Raw genomic sequence first — 14,030 nt, forward strand, 5'->3', positions numbered from 1 at the left:
CGCTCCGCGTTACCGTGCGACCGGCGCGGCGGATGCCGACACGGGTTGCTTGCCGGTTGCGGCGGGTGCAGGCGCACCCGACGCGTTCGACGCGACGGCGAGCGATGCCGCGGCGGCCGGAGCGGCTGCAGCCGGTGCTTCGTCCTTCGGCACGTCCTTGCCCGTCTCGACACCACCGCCGAGCGCAGCCATCAACTGCGCGTGCACGGCGAGGCGTTCCGCATCGATGCGGGCGGCCGTTTCCTGAGCGCGCAACAACTGCTGCTGCGCGACCAGCACGTTCACGTAGTCGGTCAGCCCGCGGCGGAAGCCTTCGCGCGACAGCTGGTAGCTGCGGTCGTTGGCGGCCACCGAGCGTGCGGCGTCCTTCTTCTGCGTATCGAGCGAACGGATCCGCACGACCTGGTCGGCGATGTCCTTGAGCGCGCCGACGATCGTCTGGTTGTAGCGCTCGACCGCCTGGTCGTAGCCGGCATTCGCCGCGCCGAGCTGCGCGCGCAGCCGGCCGCCTTCGAAGATCGGCAGCGACAGTGCGGGGCCGGCGGTCCAGCCGCCGTTCATCGCGCGCAGGAAGTCGGTAAACGGCGCGGTCACGCCGAAGCCGCCGACCGTCGCGAGCAGGTCGATGTTCGGGTAGAACGACGCCTTTGCGACATCGATGCCGCGCGCCTGCGCGTCGACCGTCCAGCGCGCCGCGACGACGTCGGGGCGGCGGCCGAGCAGGTCGGCCGGCATCGCCGACGGCAGGCCGGCCGGTGCATCGAGCGACAGCTGCGGCCGCTTGATCGCATCGCCCGCACCCGGGCCCTTGCCGGCCAGCGCGGCGAGCTGGTGCCGTGCGAGCTGGATCGCTTCCTCATAGCTGTCGATCTGGCGCTCATAGTCGGGCAGCGTCGATTCCGCCTGGCTCACTTCGAGCTGCGTGCCGAGGCCGGCCTGCAGCCGCTTGTGCGCGAGATCGGCGAGCGAGTGCTGGCGTTCGAAGGTTTCGTGCGCGAGGTCGAGCAACGCATAGTTCATCGACATCTGCACGTATGCGCGCACGACGTTGACTTCGAGCTCGAGCTTGGCCGCACGCGCGTCGGCGGCGGTCGCATGCGCGGTATCGAGCGCGCGCTCGGTCGCGTTCTTGTCCTTGCCCCACAGGTCGAGGTGGTACGACAGGCCGAGCGTGCCGGTGTTGTTCCAGGTATCGGCGTTCGCGAGCGGGCCAGGGCCGTAATACACGTTGTCCGGCCAGTGCTCGCGCATCAGCGACAGGTTGCCGTTGATTTGCGGCAGCTCGGCCGAGCGGGCCACGCGCGCCATTGCCTGCGCTTCGCGCACCCGGGCCTCGGCGGCCGCGAGCGTCGGGTTGCCGGCCTGGGCGTTGGCGATCCAGGCGTCGAGTTGCGGATCGCGGTAGGCGCGCCACCAGTCGGCTGCGGGCCAGCCCGCGTCACGGTCGGCCGCACGGATTGCGGCGCCGGCATCGAGCGCATTCGTTTCGATGCGAGCCGACTGCGGCTTGTTGTCGCCCATGCTCGCGCATCCGGCCATTATTAATGAGACTGCAAGAACCGCCAGTGCGAGCGTCCCTTTTTTTGCCGGAGACTGCACGATTTTCTCCCTTTCGGATATAGATGAGTCGGATGCGATTATATTTTTCAGCGATTCCTGAATAAATGGACAAGGGTGCAAGTCATTTTTACGAATCCTGAGACAATACTTGTTCGCCTCTGTGCAACAATCCGTCCGGATTCAAACGGGTAATGGGATGGATACGTTACAAAACATGCGGGTATTCGTCCGCGTGGTTGACGCGGGAAGCTTTACCGCGGCGGCCCAGCAGATGAATTCGACTACCGCCTACGCGTCGCGCGCGGTCTCGGATCTCGAGGCGCACCTGCGCACGCGCCTCCTGAACCGCACGACGCGCCGGATCGCGCTGACCGAAGCCGGCGAGCGCTACCTGCAGCGCTGCGAGCAGATCCTCGCGTATGTCGACCAGGCCGAAGCCGAGGCGGGCGACGCGCATGCGCGCCCGTCGGGCAAGCTGAAGGTGCATTGCTTCACGAGCCTCGGCCAGCACTACCTGGTGCCGGCCATCGCGCGCTATCGCGAGCGCTACCCGGACGTGCACGTCGAGCTGACGCTCGCGCAGCGGATGCCCGACCTGCTCGACGAGGGGTATGACGTCGCGATCGTCGTCGGCCGCGACCTGCCCGATTCGGGGCTCGTGTCGCAGCGGCTCGGCGAGAGCTACAGCGTGGTGTGCGCGTCGCGCAACTATGTCGAGGCGCACGGCGTGCCGCAGCGGCCGGCCGATCTCGCGCAGCACGTCTGCCTCGGGATGGTCGCGCCGGGCTTCCAGTTCGACGAATGGGCGCTGGCGGGTCCGAACGGCGACGAAGTCGTCCCGATCACGGCGCCACCGTTTCGCGTGAACGTCGCCGAGGCGCTTGCTGTCGCGGTGCGGGAAGGGATGGGGATCGGCGGTCTGCCGCTTTATTCGGCGATCGGCTGGTTGCGCAGCGGGCACATCGTGCGCGTGATGCCCGAATACCGGTCGCACGTGATGAACATCTACGCGCTGTATCCGTCGCGCCAGTACCTCGACGCGAAAATTCGCACCTGGGTCGATTTCCTGCGCGACGAACTGCCGGCCACGCTCGCCGCCGACGAAGCCGCGCTCGAGCAGTACACGCGTGCGACATGACAGCGCGGTTGACCGCAATCTGACGAGATTTGTCCTTCACGCAACATTTTTTTACGAACGCGTGTCAGACAGTTTGATACTGTGGGAATTAACGAGATACGCAACCCCGGAGTAGCAATGGATACGCACCTGATGATCGGCCTTGGAGTCCTGCTGGGCGCGGCCGCGGCCGCCGCGGCGACCCGCGACCTGCTGCGCGCGATGAAGGCGAAGGCGCAGATGAAGCCGGTGCCGGTGCGGGTGCGCGAGCAACGCCACCCCGGCCGCTGATCCCGCGGTCGCGCTCCGGGTCGAAAAAGGCCGCGCAACGCGGCCGCGCGGGCCGGCGATCAGCCGAGCTCGACGACCTTGTCCCACGCGAACGCGGTATTTTCCAGTTCGCCGGTGCGCCGGTGGATGTAGCCGCGCGGGTTGCACACCACGCGTGTGCCGCCGTCTGCCACATAGTCGAATGACGTGTGCGTGTGGCCGTGGAGCCACAGATTGACCGGCGGCTGCACGAGTTCCGCCATGTCCGTCACGAATCCCGCCGACGCAAGATCTTCCGCATAGCGCTCCGCCAGCGAACGCCGGTGCGGCGCATGGTGGGTAACGACGATCGTTTGGCCCGCGAACGGCGTCGCGAGCTGCGCTTCGAGCCACGCGCGGCTGCGTCGATGCAGCGCGATCGCGTCGGCCGGCGAGAAATCCCGTTCCGGCGTGCCCGGCGCCGAATGCAGCGCCGCGTCATGCGGCCAGGTCACCTGGATCAATCCCTTGAAATCGAGCATCACGCGCAGCCCGGCCTCGATCGAGCTGGCGAGGCTGGCTTCGTCGCCGCCGAACAGCGAAAAATCGGCCCAGAGCGTCGTGCCTAGCACGCGAAAGCGCTGCGCGGGATCGACATAGACATCGTTGTTCAGGTAATGCACGTTGTCGAGCGCCTGCGCCGCATCGCGCATCGCCGTCTCCAGCGCGCCGAATTCCCCGTCGTAGTACTCGTGGTTGCCCGGCACGTAGATCACCGGCACCGCGGAATCGAACGTCTCGGCGGCCCAGCGCAGGCCTTCCGCGTGATTGTGGATGTCGCCGGCCAGCACGACGAGATCCGCGTCCGCATGCGGGATCGCGTCGGGCAGGTTGCTTTCGAGATGCAGGTCGGACAGGACACGGACTTTCACGGGCGTGGCTCCGGAATGGGTGGCTTCAGCGCAGGACCTTGCCGGGATTCATCAGGCCGCGCGGGTCGAGCGCGGTCTTCAGCGTGCGCATCAGCGTCGTTTCGACCGGCGACTTGTAACGCTGCGCGTCGTCGATCTTCAACTGGCCGATGCCGTGCTCCGCGCTGATCGTGCCGTGGTGGCGGTGCACGTTGTCGTAGACGATCCGGTTGATCGGCGCCTGGAACGCGGCCAGGAACGCCTTCGGATCGCCGCCTTTGGGCATCTGCACGTTGTAGTGGAGATTGCCGTCGCCGAGGTGGCCGAACGTGACCATCCGCGCGCCCGGCGCAGCCTGCTGGATCGCCGCGTCGGTCTCGTCGATGAAGCGCGCGATCGACGAAATCGGCACCGCGATGTCGTGCTTGATGTTGAGCCCCTCGTCGGCCTGCGCGAGCGGGATGTGTTCACGCAGGTCCCAGAACGCGCGCGACTGCGCGAGATTCTCCGCGACCACCGCGTCGACCACGAGCCCGGCCTCGAACGCTTCTTCCATCAGTTTCTCGAACAGCGCGCGCGCATGCGCTTCGCTTTCGTTGTCGGACAGTTCGAGCAGCACCGTCTGCGCATGCGTCTGCGCGAACGGGTAGCGCAGTTGCGGGTAGTGCTTGCCGACGAGCTGCATGCAGAAGTCCGACATCAGCTCGAAGCCGGTCAGCAGCGGCCCGGCCGCGCGCTGCGCGAGCGCGAGGAAATCGAGCGCCGCGTGCGGGGATTCGAGCGCGGCGAGGGCAGTGACCTGCGCGGCCGGCAGCGGATGCAGCTTCATCACGGCCGCCGTGATGATCCCGAGCGTGCCTTCCGCGCCGATGAACAGGTCGCGCAGGTCGTAGCCCGTGTTGTCCTTGCGCAGTCCGCGCAGGCCGTCCCAGATTTCACCCTGCGGCGTCACGACTTCAAGCCCGAGACACAGCTCGCGCGCGTTGCCGTAGCGCAGCACCGCGGTGCCGCCCGCATTGGTCGACAGGTTGCCGCCGATAGTGCAGCTGCCTTCCGCCGCGAGGCTCAGCGCGAACAGCCGGCCGCCTTCGCGGGCGCGCGCCTGCACGTCGGCGAGGATCACGCCGGCTTCGACGGTGATCGTGTTGTTGTGCGGATCGAGCGCGCGCACGCGGTTCAGGCGCGCGACGCTCAGCACGGCCTGGCTGCCGCTCGCGTCGGGCGTGGCGCCGCCGGCCAGGCCCGTGTTGCCGCCTTGCGGCACGAGCGCGATGCCGTGTGCGTTGGCCAGCTTGACGAGCGCGGCGACTTCGGCCGTGTTTGCGGGCTTCAGCACCGCGCACGCGGCACCCTTGTAGCGGCGTCGCCAGTCGGTCAGGAACGGCTCGGTATCGTGCGGGTCGGTCAGCACATGGTCGGCGCCGATCGCGTCGCGGCACGCGGAAACGAAAGCTTCGGAGGACATCATCACCTTGTCGCGTAAGGGTCAGGACGCGGCGCGCGACTTTTTCGCCGCGCGCTTGAACGGCGCGACGTACGCCAGCGCCGCCACGAAGAAGACGACGGCAAGCGCGGTCTCGCACCAGCCGAGCGTCGCGGACAGCCCGCGATCGGACATGCCGCGCACGACGCCTTCGGCGAAATAGGCGAGTATCAGCATGCTCGCCCACTGCATCGTATAGATGTTACGCCGCCAGACGCCGGGCAGCGCGAGCGCGAGCGGGATGGCCTTGAGCATCAGCGCGGAGCCGCCCGGGCGCAGCGGTGCGAGCCACAGCTCCCACGCGAGCGACAGCGCGATCAGCGCGACGAGGCACGCGATGGCGGCCAGCGCGTAGCGCGGTCGGGCCGCGACGACGGGGCGGGCAGGGGCGTTCATGCTGCCTCGGCGGCCTGGGCGCTGGAGAGGGCGGCCGCCGCGCGTGCGAGCCGCACGCCGAGCGCGGCCGCCAGCGCCTTTTCGTCCGCCGACAGCCCGGCGGCTGCCGAGCGATCGTGCTGCGCGACGTGCGACGCGCCGTACGGCGTGCCGCCGGTACGCGTCGTGGTGAGCGCGGATTCCGTGTACGGGATCCCGACGATCATCATCCCGTGATGGAGCAGCGGCAGCATCATCGACAGCAACGTCGATTCCTGGCCGCCGTGCAGGCTGCCCGTCGACGTGAACACGCTGGCCGGCTTGCCGGTCAGCGCGCCCGACAGCCATTGCGGTGTCGTGCCGTCGAGGAAATACTTGAGCGAGGCGGCCATGTTGCCGAAGCGGGTCGGCGAGCCGAGCGCGAGGCCCGCGCATTCCTCGAGATCGCGCAGTTCCGCGTACGGCGGGCCGTCGGCGGGAATGTCGGGGGCGGTGGCTTCGCAGACGGCCGATACGGGCGGCACGGTGCGGATGCGGGCCTGCATGCCCGGCACGCTGTCGATGCCGTTCGCGATCGCGAGCGCGAGATCGCGCGTGGCGCCGTGACGGCTGTAATAGAGGACGAGAATGTCTTTCATGGGCTACGGAGCCGCGTGCGGCCGCGCGCGTGCCCGGTGCAGTCGGCCCCTGCTGGAATCGAGCGGCTATTATAGGGGCTGAAGCCGTCGCGCAGCGCGACGGCGGCGCGCCGTCGGGCGCGCGGCATCAAGAAGGAGAAGCCGTTTGCCGAAGTTGAGCGTCGATCTCGACACCATCAAGCGCCTCGCGCAGTTCGCGGCCCGGCGCAGCGCCGAGGATCGCATCCCGCAAGTGGCGGGCAGTCTGACGTTCACGACGATGCTGGCGCTCGTGCCGCTCGTGACGGTCGCGTTCGCGCTGTTCACCGCGTTCCCGATGTTCGCGTCGTTCCAGATCTCGCTGCAGGGGTTCCTCGCGGATCACCTGATGCCTGCGCAGTTCAACATCCAGATCTTCAAGTACCTGAACCAGTTCGCGTCGAAGGCGAAGGGGCTGACGACCGCCGGCCTGATCGTGCTCGTCGTCACGTCGGTGATGACGATGATGACGATCGAGTCGGCGTTCAACCTGATCTGGCGCGTGCGCAAGCCGCGGCCATTCGCGCAGCGCGTGCTCGCGTACTGGGCGCTGATCACGCTCGGCCCGCTGCTGTTCGGCGTGAGCCTGTCGATCTCGTCGTACCTGTTCACGCAGTCGCTGGCGTTTACGGGCGCCGCGCCGTCGACATCGATCGTCGAGTGGCTGCTCGCGCTCGTATCGTTGCCGCTGACGGTGCTCGCGTTCACGCTGCTGTACGTGTACCTGCCGAACTGCACGGTCGCATGGCGCGACGCCGTGATCGGCGGGCTGTTCGCGGCTGTGGCATTCGAGCTCGCGAAGCGTGGCTTCGGCTACTACGTGCGGCGCATTCCGACCTATACGGCCGTCTATGGCGCGTTCGCGGCGCTGCCCGTGTTCCTGTTATGGGTGTACCTGAGCTGGTTCATCGCGCTGCTCGGCGCGATGGTGGCCTCCGCGCTGCCGGCGATCCGCGTCGGCCAGTTCCACCGTATCCACTATCCGGGCAGCGACCTGCTCGACGCGCTGGAAATGCTCGCGCGGCTGGCCGAAGCGCGCACGGTCGGCAAGCGCGGCTACACGGCGATGCGGCTCGCGACCATGCTGCGCTGCGACATGGAAACCGCCCAGCGCTTGCTGACGACGATGGAGGAGCGGGAATGGATTGCGCGGCTTGACGGCGGCGGCGAGACCACGCCGCGCTACATCCTGCTCGCGAACCCGGAGCAGCTGACGCTCGCGCAGCTGTTCGACGTGCTGGTGATCGACCGCACGGAGCTGACCTACCAGTTGCAGAGGCGCCGCAGCCACGTCGATGGCGCTGCGCTGCTTGCGGTGCTGTCGAGTGACCGCTTTGACGTGTCGCTCGCGTCGCTGATCGCCGCGCACCGGCTTGCGGGTGCGCAGCCGGCGGCGATCCCGGGGCAGGCGCCGGGTACCGTGTCCGACCCGCATGCACGCCCGCCGCGGCCCGCGTGAGCAGGGCGCCCGGCCGCTACAACGGGATCTTGCCCGTGCAGATGTCCTTGAACATCACCCAGTCGCCCATCAGGCTGTAGATCGGGTGCCGGAACGTGGCCGGGCGGTTCTTCTCGAAGAAGAAGTGTCCGACCCACGCGAACCCGTAGCCGCAGACGATGGCCGCCGGCAGCCACAGCCAGTTGCCGGTCGCGATCGCCATCGCGACGCAGCCGATCACGCCGAGCGAGCCGATGAAGTGCAGCCGCCGCGACGTCAGGTTCTGGTGTTCGTTCAGGTAATACGGGTAGAAATCCGCGAAGCTGGCGAATTGCTCGGAATGCGTATGCGCCATGGACGTCTCCTCGGGCCGCCATCGATGCGGTCATTGTGCGGCGGGCGGCCCGTGTCCGCAAGCGGGGGGCGGGCCGCCGCGCGGGCCCGCGCTTTCCTTTTGACAGGCTTTCCGATAGGATCGAAAGAGATTTTGCATTCAAGCATGAGGGGACTACGATGCGCGTCAGCGATATTCTGAAAGTGAAGGGCAACACGCTGTTTACGGTGACGCCCGATAAGCCGCTGCGCGAAGCGGTCGACACGATGGCCGAACACGATATCGGTTCGCTCGTCGTGATGGAGTACGGCGATCTCGTCGGGATGCTGACGTTCCGCGAGATCATCCTGCGCCTGCACGTGAACGGCGGCGCGATCGGCGACGTCCAGGTGCGCAAGGTGATGGACGAGCCGCTCACGTGCACGCCGGAAACGGACGTCAACGAAGTGCGCCGGATGATGCTCGAGCGCCACGCACGCTACATGCCGGTGCTCGACAAGAAGGTGCTGATGGGCGTCATTTCGTTCTACGACGTCGCAAAGACGGTCGTCGAGGCGCAGAGCTTCGAGAACCGGATGCTGAAGGCGTACATCCGCGACTGGCCGGAATCGGAAGCCGAAGCGCACAAGCCGTGAACCACGCCGCGCCCGGCACCTTGATGCATGGGCGCCGCCATCCGGCATGCGGCGGCGCAGGCTTGTCCTGCGCCGCCGTTTTTTCAACGACAACACGAGGCCCGCGCAGCTTCGCCAAGACGACGCGCGCGTATTCCGCATGAGCGATCACACGCAAGCCACTTCGGAGCGGCGCGACGAACGGCGTGCCCACGCGTCGCAGTTCGACCTGCTGCGCGAACGCCGTTTCGCCCCGTTCTTCACGACCCAGTTCCTCGGGGCGCTGAACGACAACGTCTTCAAGATCGGCTTCACGTCGCTCGTCACCTATCACACCGCGCGGTTCTCCGGCGTCGATGCGAAGACGGCCGCGTTCCTGATCTCCGCGATCTTCATCCTGCCGTTCGTGCTGTTCTCGGCGACGTCCGGCCAGATCGCCGACAAGTACGACAAGGCGACCCTCACGCGCTTCGTGAAGACCTTCGAGATCCTGCTGATGCTCGTCGGCGCGGCCGGCTTCGTCACGCACAGCGCGACGCTGCTGTATCTGTGCACGTTCATGATGGGGATGCACTCGACGCTGTTCGGGCCCGTCAAGTATTCGTACCTGCCGCAGCATCTCGGCGAACATGAGCTGGTCGGCGGCAACGGCCTCGTCGAGATGGGGACGTTCATCGCGATCCTGATCGGCACGATCATCGGCGGCGCGGCCGCGGGCATCGAAGGCAGCGGCGAGCGCGTGCTCGCGGTGAGCGTCGTCGTCATCGCGCTCGCGGGGCGGTTCGTCGCGCAGCGCGTGCCGTCGACGCCGGCGCCGCAGCCCGATCTCGTGATCAACTGGAATCCGGTCAGCGAGACCTGGCGCAACCTCGGGCTCGCACGCCAGAACCGCACCGTGTTCCTGAGCCTGCTCGGCATCTCGTGGCTGTGGTTCGTCGGCGCGACGTTCCTCACGTCGTTCTTCAATTTTGCGAAGGACGTGCTGTCCGCGAGCCCCGACGTCGTCACGATCCTGCTCGCAACCTTCTCGGTCGGCATCGGCCTCGGCTCGCTGCTGTGCGAACGGCTGTCGCAGCGACGCGTCGAGATCGGCCTCGTGCCGCTCGGCTCGATCGGCATCAGCGTATTTGCGATCGAGCTGTATTTCGCGAGCCACGCGCTGCCTTCGCCCGGCCATCTACTGTCGGTCGGCGAATTCCTGGCCGGTGCACGCCACTGGCGCATCCTGGTCGACCTGTTCCTGCTCGCGATGTTCGGCGGCTTCTACAGCGTGCCGCTGTACGCGCTGATCCAGAGCCGCAGCGCACCGACGCACCGCGCGCGGATCATCGCCGCGAACAACATCCTGAACGCGTTGTTCATGATCCTGTCGGCCGTGATGGCGATGGGGCTGACCAAGGCCGGAGTCGACATCCCCGGCCTGTTCCTCGTCACGGCGCTCCTGAACGTGATCGTCGCCACGTATATCTATCTGCTCGTGCCCGAGTTCCTGCTGCGCTTCGTCGCATGGGTGCTCGTACACACCTTCTACCGAATTCGCCTCGTGCACGCGGAGCGGATCCCGGCAGAAGGGGCGGCCGTGCTCGTGTGCAACCACGTCAGCTACGTCGATGCGCTCGTGCTGGCCGCGGCAAGCCCGCGCCCGATCCGTTTCGTGATGGATCACCGGATCTTCAAGACGCGCTTTGCGAGCTGGGTGTTCCGGCATGCGAAGGCGATCCCGATTGCGCCGCGTCACGAGGATCCCGCGATGCTCGCGCGTGCGTACGACGCATGCGAGGCCGCGCTGAAGGAAGGCGAACTCGTGTGCATCTTCCCGGAAGGCAAGCTGACGAAGACGGGCGACATCAACACGTTCCACCACGGCATCACGGAGATCCTGGGTCGCACGCCGGCGCCGGTGATTCCGATGGCGCTGCGCGGGCTGTGGGGCAGCTATTTTTCGCGGCATTCCGATGCGCGGATGCCGCGCCCCATCAAGCGCGGCGTGATGAGCCGGCTGACGCTGGCGGTCGGCGAGCCGATCCCGGCGTCGGTTGCGACGCCCGAGGCACTGCAGGCCGCGGTGACCGAACTGCGCGGCGCGCGGAAGTAAGCGGGGCGGGCCCGGCGGCATTGCCCCGGGCCGTCATGACCGCCGCGAACCGGCCCGTTCGACCAGAGCGGCGCGGGTCTGCGATCGTCGCTCCGGGCCGGGCCCGTGGCCGGCCGGTGTGGTCCGAACGGTTCACGCGGCCCGCGTACCCGGGACGGCTGGCATAATAGCGGCTTACCTCTTTTTCTCGACCGGCAAACGATCGACCTGCCTGCGGCCCGGGCAGCGCGTCGGTTTGTCCATTTCTCTTTGGGCGGTTCCATCATGTCCGGCAATACCCTCGGCACGCTTTTCACTGTCACGACCTTCGGCGAATCGCACGGTCCCGCGATCGGCTGCGTGATCGACGGCTGCCCGCCGGGAATGGGGCTGACCGAAGCCGACATCCAGATCGAGCTCGATCGCCGCAAGCCCGGCACGTCGCGTCACGTGACGCAACGGCAGGAGGCCGACGAGGTCGAGATCCTGTCGGGCGTGTTCGAAGGCGTGACGACCGGTACGCCGATCGCGCTGTTGATCCGCAACACCGACCAGCGCAGCAAGGACTACGGCAACATCGTCGAGACGTTCCGTCCCGGCCACGCCGACTACACCTACTGGCAGAAGTACGGCATCCGCGACTACCGCGGGGGCGGCCGTTCGTCCGCGCGCCTGACGGCGCCGATCGTCGGCGCGGGTGCGGTCGCGAAGAAGTGGCTGCGCGAGCGCTTCGGCGTCGAGGTGCGCGGCTACATGAGCGGCCTCGGCGAGATCGACGTGCCGTTCGTCGACTGGTCGCACGTGCACGAGAATCCGTTCTTCTCGCCGAATGCGGCGGTTGTGCCGGAACTCGAGGCGTACATGGATGCGCTGCGCAAGGACGGCGATTCGATCGGTGCGCGCATCGATGTCGTTGCATCGGGCGTGCCGGTCGGTTGGGGCGAGCCGGTGTTCGACCGTCTCGATGCGGACATCGCAAAGGCGATGATGAGCATCAACGCGGTGAAGGGCGTCGAGATCGGCGCGGGCTTCGAAAGCGTCGCGCAGCGTGGCTCGGTGCATGGCGACGAGCTGACGCCGGGCGGTTTCGTCGGCAACCATGCGGGCGGCGTGCTCGGCGGGATTTCGACCGGGCAGGACATCACCGTGTCGATCGCGATCAAGCCGACGTCGAGCATCCGCACGCCGCGCCGTTCGATCACGAAGGCCGGCGACGAAGCGACGGTGGAAACGTTCGGCCGTCACGATCCGTGCGTCGGCATTCGTGCGACGCCGATCGCCGAGTCGATGCTCGCGCTGGTGCTGATCGATCATGCGCTGCGCCATCGCGCGCAGTGCGGGGACGTCGAGACGCCGACGCCGAAGATCGCGGGCAGCGCGACCTGACGCAAGCGGGCGGGGCGCTGCGCGTCTCGCCCGGCCGTTGCGCGGAGAATGCAAAACGGGGCGCTGCTTCAAGCAGCGCCCCGTTTCGTTTGCGGCAGCCCAAAAACACGCCGCTCGTGGCGGCGCGTTCCGGCAATTACATGTTCGGGTAGTTCGGCCCGCCGCCACCTTCCGGCGTGACCCACACGATGTTCTGCGTCGGGTCCTTGATGTCGCAGGTCTTGCAGTGCACGCAGTTCTGCGCGTTGATCACCAGGCGATCGCTGCCGTCGTCGTTCTTCACGAATTCATACACGGCCGCCGGGCAGAAGCGCCCCTCCGGCCCCGCGTACGTGCGCAGGTTCACGTTCACCGGCACGTTCGCATCCTTCAGCGTCAGGTGCGCCGGCTGGTTCTCCTCGTGGTTCGTGTTCGAGATGAACACCGACGACAGACGGTCGAACGTCAGCTTGCCGTCCGGCTTCGGATACTCGATCGGCTCGCATTGCGATGCCGGCTTCAGCATCTCGTGGTCCGCGTGCTTGTGATGCAGCGTCCACGGCACGTTGCCGCCCATCACCTTCTGTTCGAGCCCGACCATCAGCGTGCCGAGGTACAGCCCCTTGGCCATCCACTGCTTGAAGTTGCGCGCACGGTACAGCTCCGTGTACAGCCACGACTGCTTGAAGGCATCCGGGTACGCGTTGAGCTCGTCGCTCTGGCGGCCGGCCTGCACCGCGTCGAACGCGGCGTCGGCGGCCAGCATGCCGGTCTTGATCGCCGCGTGGCTGCCCTTGATTCGCGATGCGTTCAGGAAGCCCGCGTCGTCGCCGATCAGCGCGCCGCCCGGGAACACCGTCTTCGGCAGCGACAGCAGCCCGCCCGCGGTGATTGCGCGCGCGCCGTACGACACGCGCTTGCCGCCTTCCAGGAACGCGCGGATCGACGGGTGCGTCTTGTAGCGCTGGAATTCCTCGAACGGCGACAGGTACGGGTTCGTGTAGCCCAGGCCGACCACGAAGCCGACCACGACCTGGTTGTTGTCCATGTGATACAGGAACGAGCCGCCGTACGTATCCGACTTCAGCGGCCAGCCGGCCGTGTGGATCACGAGGCCCGGCTTGTGCTTGGCCGGATCGATCTCCCACAGCTCCTTGATGCCGATCCCGTACGCCTGCGGTTCCGCGTTCGCGTCGAGCTTGAACTTCGAGATCAGCTGGCGGCCGAGGTGGCCGCGGCAGCCTTCGGCGAACAGCGTGTACTTCGCGTGCAGCTCCATGCCGAGCTGGAAGTTCTCGGTCGGCTCGCCGTCCTTGCCCACGCCCATGTTGCCGGTCGCGACGCCTTTGACCGAGCCGTCGTCGTTGTACAGGATCTCGGCGGCGGGGAAGCCGGGGAAGATCTCGACGCCCAGCGCTTCGGCCTGCGCGCCAAGCCAGCGCGTGACGTTGCCCAGCGAAATCACGTAGTTGCCGTGGTTCTGGAAGTTGGCGGGCAGCGCCCAGTTCGGCGTGGTGACCGCGCCCTTCTCGGACAGGAACAGGAAGCGGTCTTCCGTCACCTCGACGTCGAGCGGTGCGCCGCGTTCCTTCCAGTCGGGGAACAGTTCGTTGATCGCGCGCGGGTCCATCACCGCGCCCGACAGGATGTGCGCGCCGATCTCGGAACCCTTCTCGAGCACGCACACGCCGATCTCGGTGCCTTTCTCGGCGGCCAGCTGCTTGAGCCGGATCGCCGCCGACAGCCCGGCGGGGCCGCCGCCGACGATCACGACGTCGTATTCCATCGATTCGCGCGGGCCGTATTGCTCGATGAGGCTTGCGGGGGTCATTGGCGTTCCTCTAACCGTTAGAA

The 14,030-nt window shown here is 67.2% G+C and carries 13 protein-coding genes; 6 read left to right on the forward strand and 7 right to left on the reverse strand.

All coding sequences use genetic code 11. The features are described from left to right. Positions 1-9 precede the first annotated feature (9 nt). Positions 10-1,599, reverse strand: a complete 1,590-nt coding sequence (locus tag BCEP18194_RS13070; protein ID WP_011351758.1) for an efflux transporter outer membrane subunit — start codon at positions 1,597-1,599, stop codon at positions 10-12. Between the two features lie 157 nt (positions 1,600-1,756). Here BCEP18194_RS13070 and BCEP18194_RS13075 point away from each other — a divergent pair, with 157 nt between their 5' ends. Together BCEP18194_RS13075 and BCEP18194_RS41650 are read left to right on the forward strand one after the other, a co-directional pair. Next, a complete protein-coding gene (locus tag BCEP18194_RS13075) occupies positions 1,757-2,698 on the forward strand; it encodes a LysR family transcriptional regulator (protein ID WP_011351759.1) in 942 nt (313 codons plus the stop codon). A 117-nt stretch (positions 2,699-2,815) separates the two neighbouring features. Further along, the gene (locus tag BCEP18194_RS41650; RefSeq protein WP_167316017.1) at positions 2,816-2,968 is read left to right on the forward strand and encodes a hypothetical protein; all 153 of its coding nucleotides are present in this window, start codon (positions 2,816-2,818) and stop codon (positions 2,966-2,968) included. Between the two features lie 59 nt (positions 2,969-3,027). Here the strand turns inward: BCEP18194_RS41650 and BCEP18194_RS13080 are convergent, their stop codons facing one another. The 4 genes from BCEP18194_RS13080 to wrbA are packed head-to-tail and all read right to left on the reverse strand — an operon-like array spanning position 3,028 to position 6,333. Further along, complete coding sequence (locus BCEP18194_RS13080; RefSeq protein WP_011351761.1) at positions 3,028-3,858, reverse strand: metallophosphoesterase; 831 nt, start codon at positions 3,856-3,858, stop codon at positions 3,028-3,030. A 25-nt stretch (positions 3,859-3,883) separates the two neighbouring features. Further along, complete coding sequence (locus BCEP18194_RS13085) at positions 3,884-5,305, reverse strand: FAD-binding oxidoreductase (RefSeq protein WP_011351762.1); 1,422 nt, start codon at positions 5,303-5,305, stop codon at positions 3,884-3,886. Positions 5,306-5,323: 18 nt separating this feature from the next. Continuing rightward, positions 5,324-5,716, reverse strand: coding sequence for a DUF2069 domain-containing protein (locus BCEP18194_RS13090; protein WP_011351763.1), 393 nt, complete (start codon positions 5,714-5,716; stop codon positions 5,324-5,326). After that, a complete protein-coding gene (gene wrbA / locus BCEP18194_RS13095) occupies positions 5,713-6,333 on the reverse strand; it encodes an NAD(P)H:quinone oxidoreductase (RefSeq protein ID WP_011351764.1) in 621 nt (206 codons plus the stop codon). The genes BCEP18194_RS13090 and wrbA overlap by 4 nt, the downstream gene beginning before the upstream one ends. Positions 6,334-6,478: 145 nt before the next feature. Between wrbA and BCEP18194_RS13100 the strand changes: the two genes are divergently transcribed. Further along, positions 6,479-7,810, forward strand: coding sequence for a YihY family inner membrane protein (locus tag BCEP18194_RS13100; RefSeq protein WP_011351765.1), 1,332 nt, complete (start codon positions 6,479-6,481; stop codon positions 7,808-7,810). 16 nt (positions 7,811-7,826) lie between these two features. On the opposite strand, the gene BCEP18194_RS13105 is transcribed toward BCEP18194_RS13100, so the two are convergent. Continuing rightward, entirely contained in the window at positions 7,827-8,144 is a 318-nt protein-coding gene (locus tag BCEP18194_RS13105; RefSeq protein ID WP_011351766.1) for an Mpo1-like protein, read from the reverse strand. Positions 8,145-8,302: 158 nt separating this feature from the next. On the opposite strand from BCEP18194_RS13105, the gene BCEP18194_RS13110 reads away from it, so the two are divergent. The 3 genes from BCEP18194_RS13110 to aroC all read left to right on the forward strand — a co-directional run bounded on the left by BCEP18194_RS13110 (position 8,303) and on the right by aroC (position 12,197). Further along, on the forward strand, positions 8,303-8,758 hold the full coding sequence (locus tag BCEP18194_RS13110; RefSeq protein WP_006488504.1) for a CBS domain-containing protein: 456 nt from the start codon (positions 8,303-8,305) through the stop codon (positions 8,756-8,758). 139 nt (positions 8,759-8,897) lie between these two features. Then, on the forward strand, positions 8,898-10,832 hold the full coding sequence (locus tag BCEP18194_RS13115; RefSeq protein WP_011351767.1) for an MFS transporter: 1,935 nt from the start codon (positions 8,898-8,900) through the stop codon (positions 10,830-10,832). Between the two features lie 264 nt (positions 10,833-11,096). Beyond that, the gene (gene aroC / locus BCEP18194_RS13120) at positions 11,097-12,197 is read left to right on the forward strand and encodes a chorismate synthase (protein ID WP_011351768.1); all 1,101 of its coding nucleotides are present in this window, start codon (positions 11,097-11,099) and stop codon (positions 12,195-12,197) included. A 136-nt stretch (positions 12,198-12,333) separates the two neighbouring features. Here the strand turns inward: aroC and BCEP18194_RS13125 are convergent, their stop codons facing one another. Next, positions 12,334-14,007, reverse strand: coding sequence for an electron transfer flavoprotein-ubiquinone oxidoreductase (locus BCEP18194_RS13125; protein ID WP_011351769.1), 1,674 nt, complete (start codon positions 14,005-14,007; stop codon positions 12,334-12,336). Positions 14,008-14,030: the final 23 nt, after the last annotated feature.

Source organism: Burkholderia lata (assembly GCF_000012945.1).
Lineage (GTDB): Bacteria > Pseudomonadota > Gammaproteobacteria > Burkholderiales > Burkholderiaceae > Burkholderia > Burkholderia lata.